We start from the raw sequence: 25,298 nt of genomic DNA, 5'->3' as shown, positions 1-25,298 counted from the left end.
AGGTTCACCGTAAAGGGCTATGGTGACTCAAACTCACCACATGTCAGCATGGTGACACCGCAAGCGAGGACACCGAGGGGTGAACGAATGCGCAGGCAGCAACTGCACGAGTACGTGACCGATCTGGTCCGCCAGACCTGGAGCGGCGTGGACGCCGACGTCGCGGAGGCCGTGGCCGACGACGAGGCGTTCGGCGCGCTGGCGTACCGGCTCAACGAGGCCGGCGGCGGCGAGGCGGCCGGGATCACCGAGGCGTGGAACGAGCTGATCGACTCGCTGTCCGACAACGACCTGGACTGGCTGGCCGACCGCTCCGAGAACCCCGCGGCCTGGCTCTGCAACCGCCTCTCGCCCGCCTGATCAGGGCCGATGATCCCCAGGCGGGGCGTGGACGACCTTCCACAGCACGACCCGCGCCCCGCCTGGTTCCACCACCCCACCTCACGATGGAGCGGAGCCAGCAGTGTCCCACCAGCTCGCCGTGTCCGACGCCCAGCGCGTCCACCTGGCCGTCGCCGAAGCCGACGCCGCCAAACTCACCCGCGCCCTGCGGTCGCGGCGCACCCGGCCGTTCACCACCGCCCAGTGGCTGGCCGTCGCGTCGCTGGCGGCCGCCGTCGCCGACCAGCTCGACCGGGTCGCCGACCTGGCCGCCCGCGAGAACGACCGCCGGATCTGGTCGACCAGCGCCCGGCTGGTCCGCGACACCGGCGTCCGCTTCGAGCTGTGGGCCTCCCTCGCCGACTCCGACCAGGCCGACGGCCATGCCACGCCGAGCCCCGCGCGCGAAGTGGCGTGAGGTCGAGCTGTGGAACGGCCGGTGGGTGCTGTGCCGGGGACTGCGCGACGGCCTGCCCGTGTTCGGCTGGGGCGACGCCCCGGCCGGGCTGGTCACCCGCTCCCAGCTCGCCGAGCAACGACTGCGCCGTCGCCGCGGCCAGGACCCCGTGGCCCTGCTGGTCTTCCGCAAGCGCGGCTGCGGCGAACAGGTCGCCGAGCTGTTCCGCGTCGACCAGGCCGTGCCGTCCCGCACCCGGACACCGGCCCTGCTCGCCAGCGTCGCGGCCATGAACAAGGCCCACCGGACCTGCCGCCGCTGCGGCCACGAGTTCGACCGCTACCTGCCCACCAGCACCTGGAAGTGCTGGCCGTGCATGGAGGCCACCGGCGACTTCGGCACCCCCGACCACGCCGCCTGACCGCGCTGATCAGGCACGACACCCGCGCGACTGACCGTGCCGGACGGGCATCGGCCATCCCCCACGCCGGTGCCCCTCACGGGGCGCACCAGCCCGCACCACGACCCGGAAGGAAGCACCAGGTGGACACCACCCACAACGCGACCGAGGCCGCCCAGGCCGTCGACGCCCGGCAGGACGCCATCGCGCGCGCCCAAGCCCTCCTCGGCGCCGACGCGCCGTTCGCGCAGATCCTGCGCACCGCCGAGTTCCTGCTCAACGGCCCCGTCGCCCTCGACCCCGACCGTCTCGAACACGCCGCCCGCTCGCTGGCCAGGTCGCGCGGCATGGCCTGGCCGGTCACCGAACCCAAGGCTCACAACGAGCTGCTCGGCGCGGCCCTCAACGCGGTCACCGCCTACCACCGGGGCTGACGCTCCCCCTCGTCCCGGAACAGGGGTGCTCCGGGACGTCGGGGTCCGCCAGGACCGACCCGTACACAAAGCCGGCCAGCGGCTCCGGCAAAGAACCCGCTGGCCGGCGAACTCCCGAAGGAGCGCAAGCCCATGTCTACCACCGCCATGCTCTCCACCGCACTGCCCGCCAACAACACCGGCGACGACAGCGACATCGAGGCCCTGGCCGAGTCCGTCGGCGTCCTGCGCCGCTGACCGGGCCACCGCCGCCGCGCCCGCCCCTCCCCGGCGGACGCGGCCCGCCCCTCAGAGACAAAAACGGCCGTTTTAGCAGCCGTCCGCCGACGGCGCGGCCGTAACCAGGGCAGGAGCTGACGATGGACACCACACCCGAACCCGCCACCACGTCCGAAGCCACGGCGCACGGCGTCGTCGTCGAGCTGGCCGCCGCAGCCGCGGCCGCCGCCATCGCCTCGGACCCGACCCTGCTGCCCACCTCGTTCACCAACGACGAGCTGGCCACCCTGCTCGCCGCCATCGAGGCCTTCGGCACCGCCGCGGCGAACGTGCTCAACCACCTCGTCCACTACCCGCTGCCCGGTGCCCACCCGGAGAGGGCCGCGCGGTCGATCGGCCTGGCCCGTGACACGGCACGCTGGATGGTCAACGACGCCCACCAGGCCGCCCTCGGGCTGGACGGCAAGACGCTGTGATCAGGCACGACCCGCTCCCCCACGTCCGACACGACCCCGGAGAGGACCACCGCTCGATGAGCGAGGACGACGACTTCTACACCGCCCACGAGCCCTACATGCAGGCCGTGGCCGACGCGATCGTGGCCGAGAACATCGCCGTGGCCGACGTCGTGGTCAACGCCGACGACCCGCGCAACGGCTGGATCGTGGTCGGCCTCGGCGAGGCCGAGCTGGCCGAGACCGACGAGCAGGTCACCTTCCTGCTCTGGCACGAGGAGCGCGGCTGGCAGCGCGCGGTCGGCTTCTACGGCGAGCAGCTCGACCAGGTCCGCGACAGCCTGTTCGAGGTGCTGCCCACCCCGGTCGCCGTCGCCGCCTGGTGCCGGCGGGTGCTCACCGGCTCGGCCGAGGAGGACCCGTGGTCCTCGCCTTCGGCGGTCTTCCGCGACGCCGACGGCGACGACCGGTTCGAGCGGCAGTTGCGCGCCTACGGGTGACTGGCCGCGTCCTGATCAGCACGTTCCCGTCCCGCGGCCCCGGCAGCTTCCCGCCGGGGCCGCGTCGCGTTCACCGCCGCCGCAGCAGCATCTCGGCCAGGCGCTGTCCGAGGCCGACGCCTACTCCGGCCAGCACCGCCGTCAACACCAGCCGGGCGTCGCCGCCGCGCACGATCCGACCCACCGGCGGCACGGCCGGTCCGTTTCCCACGCTCGTGTCGGGCAGGCCCGCGCCGCCCTCCTCGACCGCCTCGCCCGCCACGGCGGCACCGCCGGTCGGCCGGGGAACCCGGCACACCCGGTGTGCCGCCTGCTCGAGTCGCGCGGCGACCGGCTGGCCCTCCCATGCCACGAGTTCCAGCCGGCCCAGCTCGGCCAGCTCGGCGAAGCGTCGGTCGGCCGAAGCCAGCACGAAGGCCCGGCACCCGAGCGAGGCGTGCACACGGCGGGCGTGCGCGAGCAGCACCTCCTCCGCCGCGTCCGGCGCCGGTGCCACCCGCAGCGCGGCCACGCCCAATTCGGCCAGCGTCGAGGCCGTCGGATCGTCGGCCAGGTCCGCCCCGCCGTACCCGGCGACCGCGTGGTGCACCGGCCCGGCCGCGGCCAGCAGCGCCTCGACGCGGGCGAGCGGAACGCGCCGTCGCGGCCGCACCGCGCCGACGCTGTTCTCCAAGTCGATCAACAGGACACGGGGCTCGACGTCTGCGTCAGTCACGCCAGCGAGCCTGACGCAGACCTCCCGAGCAACGACACCCGAAGCAACCAGTACGCTGCTGCCCGTAGGCGCATACGCCCTGATCAGCGTGACACGCGCACCTTCATCGAGATCATTCTCAATGACTGACCTACCTGTCAGGCATCTCCCCCTCCGGGGAGATGTGGGCGGGGCCTGCGGGCGTTTGCGGATGCATCCGCCGTTTGCGGCGACATAGCCTGTTCCGGTGAACGCAGGGGCGTTCACCGGACCTCCGGGGGGAGGCCGCGCAGGAGGTCCAGGGGGACCGGTGGCGTACGTGACGCCGCTCTACAGCGGCACCGACGCCCAGATCGACTACAGGCTCGGTCTGGTGCAGGCGGGCTGCGTGTCGGACACGCAGTTCGCCTACCACGCCGACGCGCGCGAACGCCCGCTGCGCTGGGTCGGCCAGGGCCTGACCGCGTTCGGTCTCGTGGACCAGGGCGTCGTCGCCGGCGCGGAACTCACCCCTGATCAGTACGACATGGCGCGTGCTCTGGTGCGCGGGTTCCACCCCGGAACCGGCGAGCAACTCGTCGTCGGCAAGGTCGCCGTGCCGCCTGCGGCGAAGGTCTCCAGCAGCGCCCTGGTGGACGCCGTGACCGCCGAAGCGCAGCGGCTGGGCGTGGCCCCGGAGGAGCTGTTCGAGGGCAAGAAGGCCCGCGCCGCCTACGCCACCGCGGCCCGCGAAGTCGCCCGCCGCCCGGCCCGCGCCGCGCTCAAGGTGACCGACGCCGAGCGCCTGGCGCGAACCGCCGGACTCGATCCGGAGCAGGTCTGGGCGCCGGAGAAACTGGCCGCCGCGCGTGACGCGCTCTACGAGCAGCGGCCCGTCCTGGACGACGACGGCAACCCCACGTTCACCCGCGCCGGGCACCCGGTGACCCAGCGGGTCGAGCGCCGCGACAGCGTCCGCATCCACGCCTTCGACGTCGGCATCGGCGTGCCGAAATGGGCCAGCGTCTTCCTCGCGTTCGCCCCCGACGCCCTGGTCGACCGGGTCGAAGACGCCTACGCCACCGCCACCGACACCACGTACCGGTGGCTGGAGGGACGCACCGGCTACGTTCGGATCGGCACCGAGGGACGCGGTCAGCAGGCGCGGTTCGCGCCCTCCTCGGGCATGGCCGGCTGGGTCATGACCCACCGCGCCGCCCGGCCCGTCGGCGACGCCGAGGTGGGCGACCCGCACTGGCACGTGCACATCACCGTGGCCAACCTGGCCCAAGGCCCGGACGGCAAGTGGCGCGGCATCGCCGCCGGCGGACGCGACCTCATGCGCCACACCCACGCCATCGACGCGGTCACCCAGGCCCAGATCCGGCACGAACTCCACGCCGCCTACGGCGTGGAGTTCACCCGCTCCGAACGCACCGGACAGTGGGCGCTGGCCCACGTCCCCGACGCGGTGATCAGCCAGTTCTCCAAGCGCCACGACCAAGTCATGGCCGCGTTGAAGAAGCTCGGCTACGACGGCAACACCGGCGTCTCCGCCGCCGAAGCCCGGTGGCGCACCCGAGCCTCCCGCTCGTCCAAGACCGAGGTCACCGCCGCCTCCGACACGACGCTGCGCGAGCACTGGCGGGCCGAAGCGGTGGCCGCCGACCTCGACCCGGACGAGTGGATGCCGCGCGTGCTGGCCGCCTACAACGCCGGGCACACCCGCGTCGCCCCGGACGTCAACGCCTCGGCGAAGGCCCGGCTCGGCATCGACGTCGACGAGCTGGTCGACGCGCTCACCCACCCCGAGACCGGTCTCACCGCGCACCAGCGCCGGTTCGACCACCTGGAGGCCCTGGTCGCCGTCGCCGAGGCCCTGCCCCATGGCGCCGCGATCAGCGAGGTCGAACAGCTCACCGCCGTGGTGTTGGCCCACCCGGCGTTCCTGGCCATCGACGGACCGACCGCGCTGCAGGGCCAGAAGCTCGCCGGTGCCGAGCGGATGCGCAGCGGCCAGGCGTTCACCACCGCCGACGTCCCCGCCCTCGAACGCGACATCATCACCGCCGTCCAGGCGTCGCGGCCGGAGCAGAACAAGGCCGTCGTCGCCGCCGACACCGCGGCGGTGGCCGCCTCGGTCGCCGAGGCCGGCCAGGGCTTCCCGCTGTCGGCCGAGCAGCACCAGGTGCTGCGCCAGGTGATCACCAACGGCCGCCAGTTCGAGGCGATCGAAGGCCCGCCCGGCACCGGCAAGACCACGCTGATGCGAGCCGCCCGGCTGGCCTGGGAAGCCCAGGGCTACACCGTCGCCGGTGCCGCGACGGCCGCCGTCGCGGCGCAGAACCTGGCCGCCGAGTCCGGCATCCAGGCGCGCACCGTGGCCCAGTGGCGCTGGCGCATCGGCCACCGGAGCGGCCTGGACGGCGTCGACGTCCTGGTGCTGGACGAGGCCAACCTGACCAGCGACCGCGACCGCGCCGCCCTCTACGCCGAAGCCCTGCGCACCGGCACCAAGGTCGTCGAGGTCGGCGACCCGCGCCAGCTCCGGGGCGTCGGCGTCGGCTCGATGTTCGGCTACCTGCACGCCACGCTCACCGGGCCGCGGCTGACCGAGAACCGCCGCCAGCAGCAGGAGGACGAACGCCGCGCGCTGGCCGCGTTCCGCAACGGCGACCACCTCGACGCCCTGCGCACCTGGGAACGCCTCGGCGGCGTGGTGGCCACCGAGACCGCCGACGAGGCCGTGGCGGCGATGGTCAGCCGGTGGATGGCCGCCCGCGCCGGTGCCCCGGACCCGCACACCGAAGCCCGCGGCGTGCTCATGCTCGCCGCCACCAACGAGCAGGTGTCCCGGCTCAACACCACCGCCCAGGCCGTGCGCCTGGCCGAAGGCGAACTCGCCGGCCCCGGTGTCACCTACGACGTCGGCGACGACCGCAGGGCCACCTTCCACGTCGGCGACCAGGTCCTGATCAGGCGTAACGACCGCACCGGTGAGCAGGTCGACGGCGACGGCGTCCTCAACGGCTACCGCGGCGTGGTCACCACCCTGCACGACGGCAGCGGCGAACGCCCCGAAGGCGTCGAGGTCGCCTGGTACCCGCCGGGCGCGTCGCTGGGCGGCGAGCCCAGCAGCGCCGTGCTCACCCCCGCCTACATCGCCGACGGCGGCCTCGACCTCGGCTACGCCCTGACCGCCCACAAGGCCGAGGGCCTGACCGTCTCCGCGTCCTGGGACCGCCCCGACAGCACCCGGAACCTGGGCACCGTGCTCACCTACGGACCTGGTCAGGGCGCCCCCGGCCTCTACGTCGGCCTCTCGCGCGACCGCGGCCAGGCGCTGCTGTTCGCCGCCCGCCAGGACCTCGAGGGCCCACGCGAAGACGCCCTCTACGGCCCGCCCCGCGACCACGCCGAACTCACCGACCGTGTCCTGGCCGCGCTGGCCGAGCGCGCCACAGCCACCGCCGAGACCGCCAACGACCGCCCCGTCATGGTCGACCTGGGCCAGACCCCGCCGCTGGACCAACTGCCCGACCAGCCCGCCGCCGCCCCCGTCGCCAGCCACGTCCCGGCCGTCGACCCCGGCCCGGAGCAGGCCGACGAACACCGGCAGAACCTGGACCCCTCCCCCGCCGTCGTGGCCGAGCGGACGACCCGCTGGCGGCGCGAGCAGGACGCTGATCAGGGCGAACCCGCCGCCGAGCAGCCAGCCGAGCGTGTCCCCGCAGCTGCCGAGACGCCGCCCGCACTGGACGACGAGCAGCGCCGAGGCTGGCGCGACCTCAACCTGCGGATCGCGCTCGCACCCGACGTCGACGCCCGCGACGAGGTGCTGGCCGAACGCGCCGCGTTCCTCGAACGCCTCGGTCCCGAACGTGCCCAGATCCTGCGCCAGGAAGCCCAAGACGCCCGCGAGAAGGCCCAGGCCCGCGCCGCCGCCCGCGAGGAGGAGTTCGGCGAGGCATGGTGGGCCCGCCCACTCGGCGGACTGACCGACACGCAACTCGTCGAGGCGCTGGCCCAAGCCGCCGCCGACCGCGCCGAACACCTGTCCACCGCCGAACGTGCGCAAGCCCAGCTCGCCGAACTCGAACCCGACGTCGCCGCCGGACGCGGCCCCCGCGTGGTCGCCCTCGACGAGCGGATCGCCGAACTTCGTCGCCGGCTCGACCTGCATACCCGCGCCGACGACGCCGCCAAGGCCCGCGCCACCGCCCGCGGCGAAGCCGAACACCTCGCCCGCCAGGCCCGCCGCACCGAGACCGAGGCCGAGCGGGTGCCCTGGTACCGGCCCGGCCGCCGCAACCAGATCCTCCGCGACGCCTCCGACCTGCACACCCAAGCCCGCAAAGCCCAGGCCCGCGCCGCCGAGCACGCCCGCGCGCTGCGCGAGCTGCTGCCCCAGTTCGGCGACGAGCGGCCCAACCCGTTCCTCGCCCGCGCCGCCCTCCAGCGCGCCGAGGCCGGCTACGCCGCCGACCGCGCCCGCGCCGAGCAGAACGACCGCGCCGACGTCGACGGGCTGCGCCGGCGGATCACCACCAACCGAGCCGCAGCCGCGGACCTCGACATCCGCCGCGACGACCTGGTCACCGAGCAGCGCGTCCGCGAAGCCATGCCACCCGCACAGCGCAGCGCCGAGAACTCCCTGCGGCTCCAGGCCACCGCCGCCGCGCTCCGGGAACGCCTCGCCCAGCAGCGCGCCGCCGAACAACGCGCCACCCGGACCCGCTCCACCACGCCCAGGCACGATCCCTACTACGACCCCGGCCCGGACCAGACGCTCCATCGCGGCATGGGGCTGGGCCGGTAACGTTCGCCCTGATCAAGCCGCTACAGCTCTGCGAACACTCGCAGGCTTGGTAGCCCTGCTACGCTCCCACCTCGAATCAAAAACGCCCGTTTTTGTTACTACGTTTCTGATACCGCCCACCCGGTGAAGGAGAGGCTCGCCATGATGCTCCCGTTGGACGACACCGTGATCAGCGAACTGCTGCGACGCATCGCCGCGGTCGCCGTGACCGACTCGAAGGCGGCCGACGACCTGTTATGGGAGTGGATCGGCCGCACGCCCACCCCGGACGGCGAGGAACGGATGAAGCGGCTGGCCAAGCTCGCCCCGCGTCTGGTGGCCGAGGAGGTCACCCGCGACGGATGGGGCGGGGAGTCCGGGATGTGGGCGCTGGACCGGCCCACCGGCAAGGAGCTGTCCCCGGACGAGTCGGTCGCCGCCCAGGCCGTCGTCCGGCACCTCAACGGCGAGGCCGGAACAGCCGACGAGATCATCGACGCCCACGTCGGCCCGCATGGGATCCAAGGGCTGTGGGGCGTGGGAACGGCGGCCTTGCGGCTGTTGGCCGCCGAGCTGCGCGACCAGCGCGCCGACGAGCAGAGCGACCGCACGTAATAAAGCGGCGGGCGAGGCGTGAGAGGGAAGTCGAGGCGGCCGCAGACCTATCGGAAGATTCTGCCGACTGGCCGTCGGCAGTATATCCGCCGAGTCGGTCCGCACCGGTGGGTGAGTACGCACGCCAGTCCCTCTAAGCCCTGATCAGCGCTTCGGAAACTGCGAAGGCTCGCAGTGTTCGTACCTCTGCGAACGCTGCGAGCCTTGCGACCCATGAGAGGTCAGTTCGACGACGGCGGCAACCCGAACTTCTTGCGGACGCGATCGACGTTGTTCAGGCCCACGCGGATCAGGGCACCCAGGATCTCGGACTTGTCCTGGCGGCCGCGCAGGTCGTGGTAGATCTCGTCGCACGTCTCCGACAGGTCCTCGGCGACGTCGTGCGGCAGGTACCAGGAACGGGTCGTGCCATTGGCGCGACGACTGGACTTCGGCTTCGCCGGCTTCTCCGCCACCGGTGCCGCCGCAGGCTCGGAGACCGGCGCGGCCGCGGGCTCCGGAGCCGGCTTCTCGACGGGCTTCTCCTGCTCGGGGGACGGAGCCGGAGTTGCCGCCGCTCCCCCGGTCAGCGACCCGACCTGCGGAGCCAGAGCACTGGTGGCCGCCGGCATCCGGGGTGCCGGCCGGTTGCCCGTACGCCTGCTCATGCTGCGACTCGTCCCTTCTCCATCACCTCGACCACCTGGCCGAACTCCTTGACGTTGTCCCTGATCCGCCAGTTGGGCTGCGACCGCAACGGGTAGCCCAAGCTGCCGACCTCGGCGATCGGCGCCCGTTCGTGGAACACCGGGCCGATGAGCTGCCCGGCGAAGGTGTCCTTGGCGAAGGGCAGGTAGTCGCGCTCCTGGCTCTTCTTCCGGTGCGGGTCGAACCGGTTGATCACCACCCCGGCCGTGCGCAGGAACGGCCGCTCCCAGTCGCGGGCGCCCGCCGTGACCAGGTCGCGCATCCTCACCGCGCCGCTGATCGGGTCGTAGTCCGGGTACAGCGGGATGATCACGCCCCCGGCCTCCTCCTCGTCCTCGACGTCGGAGATGGCGTCCAGGCCCATGTGGGTCAGCGGCCCGATCGACGGCGGCAGGTCCATCAGGAAGAAGTCGTACTCGTCGAGCACGCCCCCGCTGAGCGCGACGGCCAGGCGCTGGCGGGCGTGGCGTGCCATCGCGCTGCCCGGCTCGTGACCGGCGGCCTCGCCCAGGCGCAGCTCGTAGTCGAAGCGCGCGGGCAGCAGGTCGATCCGCTGAGCCAGTTCGTAGACCTCATTGGGCATGTCGTCGAGCTGGTCCCAGGCACACGGCAGGATCGCGTCGGCCGCGCAGCCGGGCCGCGCCGCCAGCACGACCTCGTTGATGGTCGGCCGCTGGAGCAGCGCCTCCTCGTTGTGCCCGAGCATCCGCGACACGTTGCCCTGGGGATCGCCGTCCCCGACGAGCACACGGTGCCCGCGGGCGGCCAGTTCCTCGGCCAGGCGGCAGATCAGCGTGGACTTGCCGACGCCGCCCTTGTTGTTCGCTGCGGCATACCGCCGGCAGCGTCGGTTAGATGCCATGCGCGAAACCATAGCGCCCATACCCACTGGTACAAGTGTGCGAACAGTGCGAGTCGTCGCACCCACGCGAGAGCTGCGAACGCTGCTAGGCGACCTCGATGGGCAGCGCGAGCTGATTACCCAGCGGCTTCACCGCGGCCGTGGACCGTCCCCCTGGTGCCGCCCGCAGGCACCGCAGGCAGGTCACCGCTGCCTTCGTCGGCCGCAAGTCCTCAATGGCCCACCCCGCCACGCCGACGTGACAGGCCGGAGCTGGCAGCTCCACCCCCGCCATCCAGCGCGACATCGCCACCGCGTGCACCACACGCGATCGGCGGATTGAGAGGTTGTGGTCGCGGAATCGCGCCGCCGCCTGCATGGCCACGGCGGACAGCAGACCGGTCAACGGGTCCACGGCAGCGGTCATGGCGCTCATCGTGACACGCACATCCGACGATTCGCACCCCTGCGAAGCCTGCGAACGCTGCGACGTCTACAGCCTGCGATCGACTGCTTTGTCGAACTGTCCTATCCCTTCAGAGCAGCCTGAAAGCAGACTGGGCCTGGTCGCCCCCGGCCTGCGACAGTGTTCGCAGAGATGCGAGCACTGCGAACACTGCTAGCGTCCGCAGAGCTGCTAGTTTTCGCCCACTCCTGAACTGTGGCGATGTTCAGTCGGGCGTACATGGCGACCTGCGGCCAGCGCCCGCGTCCTGTGATAAATGGTTTATCACCGTGCTGCCGTTCGAGGATGTGCTCCGAAGTTGCGTCGCCGGCTTGGAGGTCAGGACCATGTGCGGCGGTCGGATCCCGGCGTCAACCTGGAACGACGGATCAGGGCTTGCATTCGCTGCGATTGCGCGGGTTCCTCCGGTGGTGATCATGCTCGTCGGCATCTCCGGAAGCGGCAAAACGACCTTGGTCACCAAGCTCACCCACGGTCGCCCGGACCTGACAGTCGTCTCCTACGACGCCTGCCAGCACCTACTCGACGGTACCGACCCGGCCCGCGCAGGCCGTGCCCCGGATATTACCGACCGTGCGGTCGCACTGGCGCACGCACGGCTGCGGGAGCGGTGTGCCGCAGGGCTGTCCACAGTGGTCGACGGCACCCACCGACAGGAACGTCGCCGCCGCTCGCTGGTCGCTGCGGCCCTGGGCGTGCCCGTCCTCGCCCTGGTGCTGCGCGTCAGTCCCGCCGTCGCGATCGCCCGACAGCGGAGCCGGGCCCGCTGGATACCGGACGACCACGTGCTGATTCATCACGCGCAGATCAGCGCGGCTCTGCCCCGGCTGCACACCGAGGGCTACGCCGCGGTGCTCGTCACCGAGGAAACCGGACGCCCATGAGTCGATCCGGTTTCGTCGGAGTCGCGGGCGTCTGCGTCGGTCTGCGGAACGCAGAGGGGACGAACCGATGTCACGTCGGGTCCTGGGTATGTTCACGCGAGTGCGGTCTGCGACGGGGACGCCTCAGGTCGTTCTGTTGGGCCCGGGGACCACCTGTCGGTTCGCCGCGCGGTCGCGCACCCGCTCGCCGTCGGGCTTGGGCTGGTGCTCGCGGCGCAGCCCGCGCAGCACGGCCTCGGCGTCGCCGATCCACTCCCGAGGTTGATCCGACCGGGGATCGACGTGACCGGAAGCAGCACGGCCTGCCGACCAGTGTGGGGAGAGGCGGAGCAAGCGGTCCGCCGCCTGGAACTACTCGGCGTAGTAATTTCCTCCGAAAGCGGCCAGCGCCGTGCGCGCCCGGAACAACAATTCCGTACGTTCCGTGCCGCCTGAGGTCAAGTGCAGTCGGGCTATGATGCGGCCGTCCGGACTGGGTTCTCCCCGCTGCTCCAAGGCGCTGATCTGCGACGCTTCGGGGTCGGACTTCGTGCGCCTGAACTTTCGGACTTCGTGCGCCTGAACTTCACGATCAGGACGTGGAAGGCACCATTGGTCGAGGATACGAGTCGAACACGTTCCATCAGTGGCCAGGGAATCATGAACGAAAAGTCGCTGATGCGTATGCGGCGCTTGTCGACGATGGTCAGGCCCTCCTTGTTGATGATGAGAAGATCCTTACCGTCCGTGCCGTTGAACCACCCCATAACGGCCCCTAGCGCGGTCATAGCCGCTAAAAGCCACATAGTTGTCGGGGACTTCAAAGTATCGCTATCCCAAATTTGGAACACGGTGGCCGGTGCGGCGATCGCGAGGAAGCAGACGGTCGCACCTTGACCCGCCTCGGACAGCCGGTTCTCGGCTCTAATGCGTGGTGTGGTCAGCTCCACGAGCACCGATCCCGAGTTCCCTGCCGCCGTGTCCGTACCGGTGTCGGGGCGGTGTATTCGTCCTGAATCACCCGTCCCTGTCTCCCAGTTCGGCCGCGTCGTCGAACCACCGGTGGTACGGGATTGGGTGGTCAAGGCTATGACGAGGGACGGAACCGCGATGATGAAGGAGCCGGCACCGGCTATCCAGGAGAGCGTCTCCAGGTTTCCTACGGACAACAGAATGATCGCCATTGCCGCGCACGCCGCAGCGGCCGAGATCCCCACCCACGCTTTCCTCATGGAGGCACTCTGCCGTATGTCCGGGGACTGTGTCCCGGGTGGCCACCGTCGGCGTTGGGGATGTCGTCGGTCGCCTTCGCCTACCTGGTGGTCACCCGCGCGGGACCGGGCCGTTCTTGTGCGATCCGTTCGCAGGGCTCGCAGTTCTACGAACGCTGCGAGGAAGCAGGGCTTTGATCAGGGCGTATCTGTCTCTATGCCAGTCGGTCAGGAGGCGGTGTCAGCGAGCCGAGCGTCCAGCACGATCGGCGGAACCGGCTTGCCCGGCCCGCTGACCGTGTCCACGGCGTCCACCGTCCTGGCCAGTTCGTCGTAGACCCGACGTCCGAGCGCCCGGTCGACCTTCCCTCGATCAGGTGCTGAGTGCACAGCAGCAGCGTCATGACGTGCTGACCTGACAGGCAAACCTCCACCATGCCATCCGGCTTCTTGGTCATCGGTGCCCCAGCGCGTGGCCAGGTGACGTACCGAGAGCCGACGCTCTTCAGCACGGCCCACGTGTCGCTGTGTGCGACGAGGGCGACCGCGCCGATCCCGGCCGCGGTCTCCAGCCGCCGTTGCTGATCCTGTTCACGCTGCGCTCGGGCCTTCTGCTCAGCCATCCTGGTGCGGGCCTGGGCATCGCGTTCCTCGATCTCCACGGGCGTGAGCTCCCGTCGCCGGAACAGTCCCATCGTGAAATCCCTCCGTATCCACTTGATTCCGAAGAGTAACTATCGCCGTCGGTCCAACAGCCGGGAACAGCGGGTCCGACAAGACCGATGCGTTCGCAGGACTGCGAGAGATGCGAACGCTGCTAGCGTTCGCGACGCTGTTGCTCTTCCCACCTCTGAACTGCGGCGATGGTGGGCCGGGCGTAACGGGCGAGCGTGCGGATGTCGCGGTGGCCCGACTTGGTCATCAGCATGGGGGCGTTCATGCCGTCCTCGGCACCGTGAGTCAGGGCTGAATGGCGCAGGTCGTGCAGCGTCCAGCCGCCTGACGCGGCCTTGAACAGCTCCTCGGCGCGGCGGTAGCTCAACCGGCCTCGGCCGGTGGCCTCGTCCAGGTCCCGGAGGTCGACCATCCCGCGGGCGGCGCCCTTGGCCGCCCGGTCGGTGAGGAACACCGGCCCCTGGGTTCGCCCGGCGATCAGCCGGCCCAGCAGCCGGGCGGTCCGGGTGTGCCAGGCGATCACGTCGGGGGCGTCGTCGGGCTGGTCGCCCTTGCGGCGCACCTTCGAGCGTCGGTTGCGCAGGTCCAAGTCCTCGATGTTGAGCGCCAGGACCTCCGAGGACCGGGCCGCGCTGTCGTAGAGCAGCGACCACAGCGTCCGGTCCCGCAGCGGGATCGAGGTGTCGTGCAGCAGGCCGGAGATGTCCTCGCGCCCGCGCGCCCGGTCGGCGGGCCGGGGCGGCTTGCGCAGTGCCAGGCCCTCGGCGAGGTCGACCACGAGCAACTCGGCGTCGCGCCAGTGCGCCACAGCCGAGCGCAGCGCCGACACGTGCTTGTTCCACGTGCTGGCCGCCGCGCCCTTCCACCGCTCCTCGAACCGGGCGCGCACCGCGGCCGCGCCTGCGGCGGTGTCCAGCTCGGCGAAGGGCCGCCCAGCGCGGTCACCCAGCAACACCCGCAGCGTGACCCGGTACGTGGCCGCCGTCGACCCGGTGCGCGTGTCCAGGAACTCGGCCACCGCCTCTTTGACCGTCGCCGTCGTCCGGACCGGAAGCTCGTGCACGGTGCCCACGCCGGACCCCTCCGTCCTCTATCGCACAGAAACAGTCGAATCGCTGCGGCCACCCGCCGGGCCTGCGCAGAGGGCCGCCCTGGTCGCCGGACGGGTGTCGAAACTCCGGAATCGCCCTATCGCGCAGAATACAAGTTTCTCTGCGATAGGGATCGCAGGGGTGCGAGCGCTGCGAGTTGTGCGAACGTTGCGAGAGAACGCGTCACCGTATCGGGCTATGGTGACTCCGATTCTCCAACTGAAAGCATGGTGACATGGCCTCCAGTCTGATTCCCTACCCGATCGAACCGGCAGACAACCCGGTGACCGCCGTCCCCGACGAGGACGACGAGCCGCACCGGGCGGCGGTCGCCCAGGCCCTGCGTGCCTGGGTGGACGCCAAGACCACGCCCCTGGGCAACGTCGGCCCCATGCGGATGGTCCAGCACGTCCGATGGATCACGATGCTGGTCGACGACCTGCTGACGGTCGAACAGCGGCGAGCGATCCTGTTCGCTCTGGGCGGAGGGCAGTCGCTGGCCCAGGTCGGCGAGGAGCTGGGCGTGTCCCGGTGGGCCATCGGCAAGCGCTGGCCGGACCTGGTCGAGCAGGCCCGGCCGCTGCGGTGGCTCTCGACCAACCAGTCGATCTGGCAACCGGCCCTGGAGCGGCTGCTGGAGCAGGAGGAGCCGCGCGTCGACCAACTCGCCGAGCAGCAGCGCGAGGCCGTCCGCCGCCTGCGCGAAGTCATCGACGAGTACCGCCGGCGGAGCTGGGACTGGTGGGTGCTGGTCGACACGCCCGAGCTGGCGAGGAGCGTCGTCTCCCACCCGCCGCCGCCGGAGGAGTTCGAGCACCACCTGGCCCACGACTGGGTCCATGCCCTGCTGGCCGACTACGACCGCACCCGCACTGGCGAGAAGGCCAAGCCGCGGGCCGAGGTCACGCGCGAGGCCATCTACGCCGCCACCAAGCAACGCCTGGGCCACGCCGACTGACGGGCCCTACGTACGCGAAGCCCGCGAGCCCTGCGAACACTCGCATGTCTCGCATGTGCTGATCAGGCCAAACAGTCCAGACCAGAAAGAAGTCGCCATGTCCGACGAGGAGCAGCACGACCTCTCCGAGGCCGCCGCCAGGTTCGGCACCCGGGATGGCCGCCAAGGGGCCTGTCGGCGGACCAGATCGACAGGGAGAACCGGACCCCGCACCCGTAAGCCCGAGCTTTCGCTGCGCTCCGACGATCAGCGCCCCGTTGCGCTGTATCTCTGCGAACGTTCGCACATCTTGACCAGTGGTTAAAGGTCCCCCGAATGTTTACCCGTTAGCAGGAGTGCGAACGTTCGCAGCTCTGCTAACGTCTGCGGCAACAACAAAAACGGCCGTTTTTGGCAGAAGAGGAGTCGCCCGATGGACACGGCAGAGCGCCTGCGGACGATCGTGGGGGAGTTGGGTGAGCAGTTCTACGAGCGCGAGGAAGTCATCCGCGCCCTGGTGGTCGCCGTGCTGGCCGGACAGCACGCCCTGGTCCTCGGGCCGCCCGGAACGGCGAAGTCGCAGCTCGCCCGCGAGCTGACGTCCCGGATCAGCGACGCGCGCTACTGGGAGGTGCTGCTGTCGAAGTTCACCGACCCGAAGAAGCTGTTCGGGCCCGTGGACGTCGGCGCCCTGTCGCGCGGGGAGTACCGGCAGGTGTTCGAGGGCCGGGCCACCCAGTGCGAGATCGCGTTCGTCGACGAAATCTTCAAGTGCTCCTCGGCCGCGCTCAACGAGATGCTGGCGTTCCTCAACGAGCGGACCTACCACCCGGAGGCCGGGGGCGAGCCGATCGAGTGCCCGCTGATCAGCGCGATCACCGCATCCAACGAGCTGCCCAGCGGCGAGGACCTGGCGGCGATCTACGACCGGCTGCTGGTGCGGGTCGAGGTCGGCTACCTGGCCGATCCCTCCAACTTCGCGGCCCTGATCCGTTCCGCCGTCGACACGAAGGCCCCGACCACGCGGACCACCGTGACGCTGGAGGAACTGCGCCAGGCCGTCGAGGTCGACGTGCCCGCGGTCGGGGTTCCGGACGCGGTGGTCGACTCGATCAGCACGCTGCGCGTGGCGCTGCGCCGCGCCGAGCTGGTCACCAGCGACCGCCGGTGGCGGCAGGCCGTGCGGCTGTTGCAGGCGTCGGCGTGGCTGGACGGCCGCGACGAGGTGGCCGACACCGACCTGGCCATCCTCACCACCGTGCTGTGGGACTCTCCCGCCCAGCGGCCGACCGTCGAGCGCGAGGTGCTGACCCTGGTGTCCCCGGACGCCAAGGAGGCGCTGGACCTGGAGGACGCGGTGGGCGAACTGGAGGCGGAGCTGGACGCCAAGGCCGGCCAGTCCCGCGAGAAGCTCAACGAGTGGGCGATCAAGGAGGCCAACAAGAAGCTCGCCCGCGCCGGCAAGCGCCTGGCCACGATGCGCGAGGAGGCCGTGGCCGCCAGCCGGTCGACCGCGACCGTGGACCGGGTGATCGCCCGCCAGAAGGCCGTGCACGCCCGCGTGCTCGTCGAAGCCTTGGGCGTGGACGCCAGCATGGTCGCCGGACAGGTCTGATCAGGCACGACAGCGGAAGGAGGGACAACGATGGGTGCGGTGAGCAAGCTCAAGGACCTGGCCCGGCGGGCTGGCCGGTGGCTTGGCCTGGCCGAGACGCCGGCCGCGCCGAAGGAGGTCGGCGCCGTGGCCGCCGACCGGTTCGACCAGATGAGCTGGCGGGAGATCCACGACCAGGCCGCGCCGCTGCGCGAACTGGCCGACGAGCTGGCCGAGCGCCACGACCACACCACCGACCTGCTGCGACCACACCACCGACCTGCTGCGCGACGTGTGGCTGGCCGCCTACAAGGCAGCCCCGCAGGTCCACGAGCGCGACCGGATGGACCCCGCACACCTGGTCAACCACCAGGTCGTGACCTCGCTGCTGGGCTCCCCGGAGTGGGAGGAACTGCGCCGGGAGACCGTCGGCGACCCGGTCGCCGCGGCGATGGCCGTGCTCGCCCAGGCCGACGCGCTGCGCCGGATCCTCGAGCGCACCCAGGACGCCCAGGACGCCGCCGACGCCCAGGCCAAGGCCGAGCAGGAGGCCGCCGACACCGCCGCGGCGGTGGCCGCCGCCCTGGACCGGGCCGCCGACGCCGCCGACGAGGGCACCGTCCCCGTCGAGGCCGCCGACGCCGTCGAGCAGGCCATCGCCGCCGCCGAGACCGCCGACCAGACCGCCGTCGACGCCGCCGGGAGCGCCGAGCAGGCGTTGGCCGCCGCCGCGCCCGGCGTGCGGGCGCTGGCCCGCGCCGCCGCAGCCGACGCGGCCGAGCAGGCCCGCGAGGAAGCCGCGCTCATGGCCGCCTGGGGCGTGGGGCCTGGCCAACTGGAGCGCATGGACTTCGACGAGCGTGCCGCTCTGGCCCAGCGGCTGCGCGACGGCCGTCTCGGGGAGTTCGCCGCGCTGGTCGGCCGGTTCCGGCAGATGGCCACCGCCCAGCGCGCTCGCCGCGTCGAGCACGTCCCGGGCGAGTACGTCGGGATCACCCTCGGCGACGACCTGTCACGGGTGATTCCCTCGGAGATCGCCCAACTCGGCGTGCCCGAGCTGCGGGCGGTGTTCGCCGCCAAGTACGCCGAGGCCGGGCTGATGCTCTACGACACCCGCGGCGAGGAGAACACAGGCCAGGGCGCCATTGTGGCCTGCGTCGACTGCTCCTGGTCGATGACCATCCGCGGCCGCGACGGCATCAGCGGCGAAGCGTGGGCCAAGGCCGCCGCCCTGGCCCTGCTCGACCAGGCCCGCAACGCCAACCCGCGCCGGGACTTCGTGGCCGTGCTGTTCGCCAGCGCCAACGAACTGCACGTCATCCGCTTCCCCGCCGGCCGACCCGTCGCCATCACCGACCTGATCGACCTGGGAGAGCACTTCTTCGCTGGCGGCACCTACTTCCAGACGCCGCTGTCGACCGCCGTCGAGATCCTGGAAGCCGAGTTCAACGCCGACGGCAAGGCCAAGGGCGACATCGTCCTGATCACCGACGGCGAATGCGAGGTCGACGAGAACTGGATGCGTGCCTGGAACGACGCCAAGGCCCGCCTGGACTTCCGCACCTTCGGCATCGCCGTGCGGGCGCCCCGGTCGGCCACCGAGCCCGGCGGTGTCCTCGACGCCCTGTGCGACAACCTGCGGGCCGTCGACGACCTCACCCAGCCCGACGACACCGCCGACCTGTTCCGCACGATCTAGCCGGAACTGCGAGGGGTGCGAGCAGTCGCATTCCTCGCAGTGTTCTCAGCTCTCGCGCTTTTCTATCAGCTCATACTCGCGTAACCAGCTTCGAGCCACTACCCTGTTAATGACAAAAACGGCCGTTTTTGTAGAAGGGATCACGATGGGGCAGCCCGGAACCGATCTTCAGACCGGCGATGCCGGGTTCGACGCCTACACCGCGGCACTGGAGTCGGGGGAGACCCCGCTGCTGGGCCACCTCGTCCTGTACTCGGTGTTCGACGGCAAGGTCAGCCACAACAACCTGAAGACCTGGTTCGCCGAGTTGGGGCTGGACGAGGACTTCCTGCCCGGCGAGCTGAGGCCCATCGACGCCTTCGAGAAGGTCACCGGGCCGGACGGGGTGCGCCTGACCTACGCCCTGGACGACCCGGCCGCGGACTGGCGCACCATCCAGCGCCGCAACATGCTCAGCACGAAGGCCACGCTGATGATCCGCCACGTCCGCCGCGACGGCGAGAAGATCGTCCGCCACGTCGTGCGCGAGGTCCGGGACGAGGAGCAGACCCAACTCGACTACGACCCGCACATGGCCGACCTGGTGTTCCTCCGCGACAACGAACGCGACGAGGCCGGCGCGGGCGACCTGCGGATCGTCCCGGACCAGACGTCCATCACCGCGCTCCCTGAGGGCGAGCAGCTCCGGGTCAGGGAGCTGCTGGGTGAGGTGGAGAACCTCTATCGCCACCGCTGTGCCTTCATGACCGGCGACAAGCTGCGCACCGTGGTCCGCAACTACATCGAGCACCTCAACCCGATCCGCGTGCGGCCCACCGGGGGCGTCTACTTCGTGCACCGCCAGCACGCCGACACCCTGGGCGCGCTGCGGGCGCTGGTCAGCCGGTTCGGGGCCAAGAGCAGCCTGACCCGCGTCCCCCTGCCCGACCAGGAAGAGATGCGCGAGATGGTGATCAGCGCATTCACGAGCCGGGCGTCCGACGACCTGAACAAGCTCGCCCACGAGATCGCCGAGGCCCAGGCCACCGGCGCCAACTCCACCGTGATCCAGAAGCTCTACGGGCGCTTCCAGGACCTCCAGGCCGCCACCGCCGAGCACTCCAGCCTGCTGTCGACCAGCCTCGACGACACCGACGCGGCCCTGACGCTCGTCAAGGCGCAGTTGGGCGGCCTGCTGGCCAGTGGCGGCGAAGACGACGAGGAGGACTAGGACCGGGAGAGCCGCGAACGCTCGCAGGGCTCGCGGGGATGCGAACTCTGCGAGCGTTCGTGCATCCTGATCAGGGGAAAGTTGTGATCATCCGTCCGTATGGGCACTTCCGTCGAGGGTGCATACGGGGGATCACATTGGGGGTCTTTCTAGACCGCCACCCCGTGCACACCGGGAACTGGCGGGCCGAGGTCGGTGCAGGGGATCCACTGGTATCCCAGACTCATGTGCAGGAACACCAGAGACACACCTGTGCATCGGCGCGGGCGGCCCGTCAGCCCCGGTCGGGGCCTGGGGATTCGAATGACACCCACGTCACCACCAGCACGTCGACCCGGTCCTGGTCGCTCAGCAGCAGGTAGGTGATCAGGCCCTTGCCCTCGTCGAAGACCAGTTGCCGGACCGCGCCGTCGGGGTTGGCCGGGTTGAGCGGATCGCCGCGCTCGGGCACGAGGGTCAGCACCTCGAAGGCCCGAACCAGCGCAGCGAGGGCGTCGACAGGCAGGGCGCGGATCTGCTCGCGCGCGGCGGGGTCGATGTCGAGCGCGTACGCCACGAGGAGTCAGACCACCGGTTGGTCAGACGCCGAGTTCGGCGCGAAGGTCGGTCCAGGACACGCTGCCGGGTCGGGACTCGCCGGTCCGCGCGACCTCGGCGGCGGCCGTGAAGGCGCGCCGCTGCGCGTCGGGATCCTGCCGGGTCAGCCAGGCCACCCGGCGCCACACCCTCAGCACGTGGTGGAGCTGGTCCAGGCGCAGTGTCTGCCTGGCCGCGGTCAGCGCCGCGTCGTACGCGGCGTCGAACTCGCCTTGCTGCTCGGGCAGCAGGGCCGCGCGGATCGCCTCCGGTGAGCCGAACGCCGCAGCGGCGTCCCGGTCGGCCGTCCACTCCGGAGCAGGCTCGACGCCGTCCGGCGTGCGGCCGGGCTCGGGCAGGGGAGCGGCGGGAGAGGCCATGTCGACACGATAGCGCCGTCGGCAGCCTCCGGCGGGCCAGCGGCAACGGGAAGCGGAACGAGAGCCACTGTTCGCAATCCTCGCAGTCGTGCGAACCCTGCGAACACGAGCAGGATCTCCACCAGGTCGACCAGGTGCCCGTCCTCGCGCAGCTCGCCGACGTGTCGACCGAACACCGCGCCACGGCCGTGCGCACGGCCAGCGCGTGGTCGCGCCGCCACCTGTCGGACCGCTTCATGGGCGCGTTTTCTGCCTGACGCCGTTGATAGGCTCCCCGCGCACGGCGTCGGCTTCGCGTTCCAGGCCGGTCTCCTGATCCACTGCGGCGTCACCCCCATCCCGGATCCGGTTGGGGGCGACAGGGCTCCAACCGGAACCCGCTCCAGCCAGGGAAGGGCAGGAAGACCAACCGTTGGATCAAGAAGACGACACCGAGGGTTCGCCGCCGCGGTGGTCACCGACAGGTGACCTGGTCTGTGATCGGATCGTTGATCCGCGGTTCATCCGGTTGGCTGACTTGGCGGTTCCTGGCCCCCGCGGGGCTGGTTGCGGTCGATGGCCCGAGCAGGTACGTCGGGCTTGATCGAGCGGTCGGTCCCGGCCGGGGGTTCCGGACGGATCGCCGCGGCGATGCGCAGCACCGGTTCGCCGGGCCAGTCGTCGCGGTCGTTGATCCGGCGGGCGTTGAGGTAGCCGAGGATGTCCTCGAGCGTTTCGCCGTGAACGGCGGCGTGGTCGACGCGTTCCATGATCGTGTGCACCACGCGGGCCGGAAGGTCCACCTCGACGGCGAGGGCGCGGGCCTGCTCCCAGCGTGCGGCGCTGCGCCGGGTCAGCGAGTCGATCAGGCCCTGCGTCGCGGTGCGCCCGGCCGTGACGAACCCGTCCATCGTGCCGGGACCGTAGGTGAAAACCGGGTAGCCAGCACCGGTGAAGGCGTCGAGCGCGCGGTGCAACGGGTACTCGCCGGTCACCGCCCACCCCGCCCGACCTGCAACGTCAGCCACACCACAACGCCCACTACCGCCAAGCCCAGGGCGGCGACCACCATCCACTCCATGCCGCGACGTTAGGAAAGGCCAGGTCAGGTCCGGTCCCACAGGATGTGGGACTACCTGAACGGATGACGTGGTCAGGGCATGGAGGCGACCAGGGTGACCATTCCGACCACAGCGGTGATGGTGCCGGTCAGTTCTCGGTGACGCCGAGGGCTCGGGCCAGGTCACGCAGCCGCGGGTTGCGGTCGCGCAGCCGTAGCTCGGCCAGCACCTGGCGGGGCAGGTGCTGGTGGGCCATCCAGTCCGGGGCCATCGCGTGCACCGTGAGCAGGGTGTCGCGGGCGTGGGTCAGGTCGCCGAGTTGGGTGCGGGCGAGCGCGACGTCGGTGAGGTGGCGGGCGCGGGCGGCCAGCGGCAGCGCCGCCGCGCGCGGCATGGCGCGCGCGGCGATGACGGCCTGGTCGTAGTCCTCGGTGACCACGGCGACGTCCACGGTCTGCATGACCACCTGGGACGGGCCGAATGGGCTTTCGTAGTCGGTGCGGTCCCCGTCGAGCGCAGCCACGCGTCCGGCCTCGTCGAGCAGTTCGGCGGCCGCGGCGGCCCTGCCCCCACGGGCGGTGGCGGTCGCGGCGCTGATGAGCAGCGATCCGTACACCGAGCGGCGCTGCGGCGAGGCGGCACCGGTGCCGCCTTCGGGTTCGAGAGCCTTGGCGGTGCGCAGCGCGAGCCCCGTGGCCTCGGTGTAGCGGCCCTGCGCCAACATCTGCCACGACAGCGAGCCGCGCAACACCGCGTCCAGCAAATCGTCGGTGCCGTGCCCGGCGGCGTCGAGGGCCTGGCGGACGGCCAGGTACGCCCCGGCCGGGTGGCCCAGGTGCACCAGGACGCACGCGGTGACCCACAGCCCGCGCGCCCGCAACTCGTGCATCGCGGCCGCGCCGGTGGACGGGGCGGCGTGCCCGGCGGCGGCCAGCTGCGCCAGGGCGGCTGGCAGTATCCCTATCAGCGGTTCGTAGCGCCCCGACCAGTACAGGCCCCAGGCGTAGTCGACCGCGCGCCGGACTGCGTCGACGTCGGCCAGGTCCTCGTCCTGACCCTCGTCGACGACCTCGCCCAGCAGGTCGTCGACCGGCGTGAGCGCACGCAGCACCTCCTGCACGCCGGTGTGCGCAGTCGAGGGCAGGCTGCGCCGCCGCCCCAGCAGATCGCCTGGGTCGCGGTCGAGCGCATCGGCGATCTTGACCAGACTGCCGATCGAGGAGGTCATCCGGTCGTTCTGCTCCAAGGCTTGGACCAACTTCACGCTCACCCCAGCCGCCTCGGCGAGCTCGCGCTGGGTCATGAGGTCCCCGCGCGCCGCCCGGATCCGGTCGCCGATCGTCTCCACCAGGATCACCACCGCGAGTAGGAACCGTGTTCATCCAGCGTAGGCCCTTGCGCGTACGTACCCGACCGCCAATCCGGCATGGTGCGGGACCTGGGGGTCTTGCCGTGCGACGGTGCCCCGCCCGTCAGATTGGCGGGCGGCGCACTGTCGTGGTCAACCGGTGAAGCCCTCTGCCCAGTCGGAGCTGTTGTTGACTGTGGGTGATCATCGGGGCCGGGTGTGTTCTGGTCCGCTCTTCCAGTGTTGCAAGTGGTTGCAGGTGCGTGACAGGTGACGGGCCTTCAGCCGCGAAACAGGGGTAGCGGGCCGCTGACGTGGGGAGGGGGGCCTTTTCCGCTGTGGCAGGTGCGTGACCTGCCACGACTTGCCACACCTGCCACGAACTCGGCTTTTCGCAGATCAACAGCGTTGGTTGTCATGCCACCGGACTTGTCACGGCCGCGTGGCAGGTGGCAGGTGTGGCAGGTGCTCCGTGGCAGATCAGGACCCGGTCGTGGCAGGTGGTGACAAGAGCGGAGGGCGGCCCGCAACGTCGGCGGGCCGCCCTCTGTTGTGACGTTGTGTGATGGGCGTGGTCGGGATCAGGTCGTCGCGTCGCACGCCTCGATCAGCCACTCGAGCCGCTGGCGCACCAGGTCGTAGGTGCCGACCCCGCGGACGGGAGGAATCCTGTCCAGTGCGGGCTTGGCGTCTTCCAGGCGTTCCATCACCTGCTCCAGATGACTCCGGCTGAATGGCGAGACCAGAGCATCCGGTCGCCTGTGCCCGCCCACGTCATCCTTGGCCAGCCAGGCTTTCATGAACGGTGAGTCGAAGTCGACCAGCCCGTCTCGTACCTGCTGAATGGCGCCGATGAACGACGCGTCGTGGTCGATCGGGTGAACCACCCCGTCATCGCCGACGATCCAGTTGCTGGAGTTGCGGTCGATGTTGAGCGCCAGGTAGTCGATCAAGCCGATCTCCTTGGCCCCGGGCGCCCGCATCCACGGCTCCAGGTTCGCGCGGTACTCGTCATCGGCCTTCGACCACCGCGCCAGCCACTCAGGGTCCTCGACCTGCTCGTCGGTGGCCGCATCGTCATCCAGCAGGGCGACATCCTCCGGCGACATGGTGGCGTAGGCCAGTTCCGCGCCGGTCTTACCCTCGAAGTACGTCATGAGCACGGTGTCGTCGTCGACACGCCGCACCTCGAGGTCGGTGATCCCCACCGCGTTGGCCACCGCCGCCGCGGCGACCTCACGGTCTGCTCGAATCCTGTCGTCGGGATCAGGGTGGAAGGTCTTGCGGATCGCCACGCGCCCGTACGCGTCCTGGACAAGATCCACTACGGCGCGTTTACCAGGGGAAAGGGCTTTGATCACCGTCAGCTCACCGCAGGGCAGCCCCGAGGGTGTGGCACTACTCACCGGCGCCTCCTCGGCAGCGGAGGCGGGCGCAATCTTGCTGGGGGTACTGCCTGCGAGGTCATTTTTGCTGATGTCCCACTTGTCCTCGCCGGGCTTGGGCTCGTTGATCCGGCGTAGCTCCTCAGCGTGGGCGCGGCGGAAGATGGTGCCGACCTCGCGGATGCGCTCAGCCTGGCGGGCCTGGGTAGCGGCGAAGTCGTGCAGGGCGTCGGCGAACTCGCCCGCGACGAGGATCTTCTCGTTGATCCTGCGGGCGGAGGTGATCCACATCGCGGCCTGCTGTTCGGCTGCGCCGGGGGCATTGTCGACCCAGTCGATCAGGGCACGGGCGTTGTGGACGTCGAGGTTGCTGGTCGCCGTGGCCAGCGCCTCGGTGTAGTCAACGAACGGGTTCGGCATGGT

At 70.9% G+C, this 25,298-nt stretch carries 27 protein-coding genes; 14 read left to right on the top strand and 13 right to left on the bottom strand.

What is annotated here, in order from left to right; all coding sequences use genetic code 11:
- Positions 1-87 precede the first annotated feature (87 nt).
- From KZQ38_RS35325 to KZQ38_RS35300, 6 genes are all read left to right on the top strand, one after another.
- Positions 88-360: a lyase family protein gene (locus KZQ38_RS35325; RefSeq protein ID WP_219448389.1), complete on the top strand. Its 273-nt coding sequence runs from the start codon at positions 88-90 to the stop codon at positions 358-360.
- A 103-nt stretch (positions 361-463) separates the two neighbouring features.
- On the top strand, positions 464-799 hold the full coding sequence (locus tag KZQ38_RS35320; RefSeq protein ID WP_219448388.1) for a hypothetical protein: 336 nt from the start codon (positions 464-466) through the stop codon (positions 797-799).
- A complete protein-coding gene (locus tag KZQ38_RS35315) occupies positions 765-1,199 on the top strand; it encodes an RRQRL motif-containing zinc-binding protein (RefSeq protein WP_219448387.1) in 435 nt (144 codons plus the stop codon). The genes KZQ38_RS35320 and KZQ38_RS35315 overlap by 35 nt, the downstream gene beginning before the upstream one ends.
- Positions 1,200-1,321: 122 nt before the next feature.
- The gene (locus tag KZQ38_RS35310; protein ID WP_219448386.1) at positions 1,322-1,612 is read left to right on the top strand and encodes a hypothetical protein; all 291 of its coding nucleotides are present in this window, start codon (positions 1,322-1,324) and stop codon (positions 1,610-1,612) included.
- A gap of 359 nt (positions 1,613-1,971) precedes the next feature.
- Positions 1,972-2,307 carry a hypothetical protein gene (locus KZQ38_RS35305; protein WP_219448385.1) on the top strand — a complete coding sequence of 112 codons (336 nt, stop codon included), beginning with the start codon at positions 1,972-1,974 and terminating at the stop codon, positions 2,305-2,307.
- Positions 2,308-2,363: 56 nt separating this feature from the next.
- A complete protein-coding gene (locus KZQ38_RS35300) occupies positions 2,364-2,786 on the top strand; it encodes a DUF6292 family protein (RefSeq protein ID WP_219448384.1) in 423 nt (140 codons plus the stop codon).
- A gap of 70 nt (positions 2,787-2,856) precedes the next feature.
- Here KZQ38_RS35300 and KZQ38_RS35295 read toward each other — a convergent pair whose 3' ends face one another.
- Positions 2,857-3,501, bottom strand: coding sequence for a hypothetical protein (locus tag KZQ38_RS35295; RefSeq protein WP_219448383.1), 645 nt, complete (start codon positions 3,499-3,501; stop codon positions 2,857-2,859).
- A 289-nt stretch (positions 3,502-3,790) separates the two neighbouring features.
- On the opposite strand from KZQ38_RS35295, the gene mobF reads away from it, so the two are divergent.
- Positions 3,791-8,278, top strand: coding sequence for a MobF family relaxase (mobF, locus tag KZQ38_RS35290; protein WP_219448382.1), 4,488 nt, complete (start codon positions 3,791-3,793; stop codon positions 8,276-8,278).
- Between the two features lie 123 nt (positions 8,279-8,401).
- Entirely contained in the window at positions 8,402-8,872 is a 471-nt protein-coding gene (locus KZQ38_RS35285; RefSeq protein ID WP_219448381.1) for a hypothetical protein, read from the top strand.
- 221 nt (positions 8,873-9,093) lie between these two features.
- Here KZQ38_RS35285 and KZQ38_RS35280 read toward each other — a convergent pair whose 3' ends face one another.
- From KZQ38_RS35280 to KZQ38_RS35270, 3 genes are all read right to left on the bottom strand, one after another.
- On the bottom strand, positions 9,094-9,519 hold the full coding sequence (locus KZQ38_RS35280) for a hypothetical protein (protein WP_219448380.1): 426 nt from the start codon (positions 9,517-9,519) through the stop codon (positions 9,094-9,096).
- Entirely contained in the window at positions 9,516-10,421 is a 906-nt protein-coding gene (locus tag KZQ38_RS35275) for a ParA family protein (protein ID WP_219448379.1), read from the bottom strand. Before KZQ38_RS35275 ends, KZQ38_RS35280 begins: the two co-directional genes overlap by 4 nt.
- Positions 10,422-10,506: 85 nt before the next feature.
- Positions 10,507-10,827: a hypothetical protein gene (locus tag KZQ38_RS35270; protein ID WP_219448378.1), complete on the bottom strand. Its 321-nt coding sequence runs from the start codon at positions 10,825-10,827 to the stop codon at positions 10,507-10,509.
- Positions 10,828-11,135: 308 nt separating this feature from the next.
- Between KZQ38_RS35270 and KZQ38_RS35265 the strand changes: the two genes are divergently transcribed.
- Positions 11,136-11,750, top strand: a complete 615-nt coding sequence (locus KZQ38_RS35265; protein WP_219448377.1) for an ATP-binding protein — start codon at positions 11,136-11,138, stop codon at positions 11,748-11,750.
- Positions 11,751-12,202: 452 nt separating this feature from the next.
- Here the strand turns inward: KZQ38_RS35265 and KZQ38_RS35260 are convergent, their stop codons facing one another.
- The 3 genes from KZQ38_RS35260 to KZQ38_RS35250 form a co-directional block, all read right to left on the bottom strand.
- Positions 12,203-12,961 (bottom strand): hypothetical protein, encoded by a 759-nt coding sequence (locus KZQ38_RS35260; protein ID WP_219448376.1) that lies wholly within the window; start codon positions 12,959-12,961, stop codon positions 12,203-12,205.
- A gap of 207 nt (positions 12,962-13,168) precedes the next feature.
- Positions 13,169-13,330, bottom strand: a complete 162-nt coding sequence (locus KZQ38_RS35255; protein ID WP_219448375.1) for a hypothetical protein — start codon at positions 13,328-13,330, stop codon at positions 13,169-13,171.
- Positions 13,331-13,757: 427 nt separating this feature from the next.
- Positions 13,758-14,687 carry a tyrosine-type recombinase/integrase gene (locus KZQ38_RS35250; protein ID WP_219448374.1) on the bottom strand — a complete coding sequence of 310 codons (930 nt, stop codon included), beginning with the start codon at positions 14,685-14,687 and terminating at the stop codon, positions 13,758-13,760.
- 254 nt (positions 14,688-14,941) lie between these two features.
- Between KZQ38_RS35250 and KZQ38_RS35245 the strand changes: the two genes are divergently transcribed.
- A complete protein-coding gene (locus KZQ38_RS35245) occupies positions 14,942-15,664 on the top strand; it encodes a hypothetical protein (RefSeq protein WP_219448373.1) in 723 nt (240 codons plus the stop codon).
- Between the two features lie 412 nt (positions 15,665-16,076).
- Positions 16,077-17,258, top strand: coding sequence for an AAA family ATPase (locus KZQ38_RS35240; RefSeq protein ID WP_219448372.1), 1,182 nt, complete (start codon positions 16,077-16,079; stop codon positions 17,256-17,258).
- Here KZQ38_RS35240 and KZQ38_RS35235 read toward each other — a convergent pair whose 3' ends face one another.
- Positions 17,259-17,480: a hypothetical protein gene (locus KZQ38_RS35235; RefSeq protein ID WP_219448371.1), complete on the bottom strand. Its 222-nt coding sequence runs from the start codon at positions 17,478-17,480 to the stop codon at positions 17,259-17,261.
- A 49-nt stretch (positions 17,481-17,529) separates the two neighbouring features.
- On the opposite strand from KZQ38_RS35235, the gene KZQ38_RS35230 reads away from it, so the two are divergent.
- Both KZQ38_RS35230 and KZQ38_RS35225 read left to right on the top strand, forming a co-directional pair.
- On the top strand, positions 17,530-18,936 hold the full coding sequence (locus KZQ38_RS35230; protein ID WP_219448370.1) for a VWA domain-containing protein: 1,407 nt from the start codon (positions 17,530-17,532) through the stop codon (positions 18,934-18,936).
- A gap of 145 nt (positions 18,937-19,081) precedes the next feature.
- Positions 19,082-20,146, top strand: coding sequence for a DUF6744 family protein (locus KZQ38_RS35225; protein WP_219448369.1), 1,065 nt, complete (start codon positions 19,082-19,084; stop codon positions 20,144-20,146).
- 274 nt (positions 20,147-20,420) lie between these two features.
- Here KZQ38_RS35225 and KZQ38_RS35220 read toward each other — a convergent pair whose 3' ends face one another.
- Together KZQ38_RS35220 and KZQ38_RS35215 are read right to left on the bottom strand one after the other, a co-directional pair.
- Entirely contained in the window at positions 20,421-20,702 is a 282-nt protein-coding gene (locus KZQ38_RS35220) for a hypothetical protein (protein ID WP_219448368.1), read from the bottom strand.
- A gap of 22 nt (positions 20,703-20,724) precedes the next feature.
- Positions 20,725-21,102 carry a DUF6247 family protein gene (locus KZQ38_RS35215; protein ID WP_219448367.1) on the bottom strand — a complete coding sequence of 126 codons (378 nt, stop codon included), beginning with the start codon at positions 21,100-21,102 and terminating at the stop codon, positions 20,725-20,727.
- A 134-nt stretch (positions 21,103-21,236) separates the two neighbouring features.
- Between KZQ38_RS35215 and KZQ38_RS36815 the strand changes: the two genes are divergently transcribed.
- Positions 21,237-21,359: a hypothetical protein gene (locus KZQ38_RS36815; protein ID WP_257902960.1), complete on the top strand. Its 123-nt coding sequence runs from the start codon at positions 21,237-21,239 to the stop codon at positions 21,357-21,359.
- Positions 21,360-21,602: 243 nt separating this feature from the next.
- Here KZQ38_RS36815 and KZQ38_RS35210 read toward each other — a convergent pair whose 3' ends face one another.
- The 3 genes from KZQ38_RS35210 to KZQ38_RS35200 all read right to left on the bottom strand — a co-directional run bounded on the left by KZQ38_RS35210 (position 21,603) and on the right by KZQ38_RS35200 (position 25,295).
- Entirely contained in the window at positions 21,603-22,058 is a 456-nt protein-coding gene (locus tag KZQ38_RS35210; RefSeq protein ID WP_219448366.1) for a hypothetical protein, read from the bottom strand.
- Positions 22,059-22,290: 232 nt separating this feature from the next.
- A complete protein-coding gene (locus KZQ38_RS35205) occupies positions 22,291-23,445 on the bottom strand; it encodes a helix-turn-helix domain-containing protein (RefSeq protein ID WP_219448365.1) in 1,155 nt (384 codons plus the stop codon).
- A 626-nt stretch (positions 23,446-24,071) separates the two neighbouring features.
- Positions 24,072-25,295 (bottom strand): hypothetical protein, encoded by a 1,224-nt coding sequence (locus KZQ38_RS35200; RefSeq protein ID WP_219448364.1) that lies wholly within the window; start codon positions 25,293-25,295, stop codon positions 24,072-24,074.
- Between the last annotated feature and the right edge of the window lie 3 nt (positions 25,296-25,298).

The sequence above is a fragment of the Saccharothrix obliqua genome (genome assembly GCF_019375475.1).
GTDB classification, from domain to species: domain Bacteria; phylum Actinomycetota; class Actinomycetes; order Mycobacteriales; family Pseudonocardiaceae; genus Actinosynnema; species Actinosynnema obliqua.
Note: the sequence above shows the minus strand (reverse complement) of the source record. Positions and strands in the feature narration are given on the sequence as shown.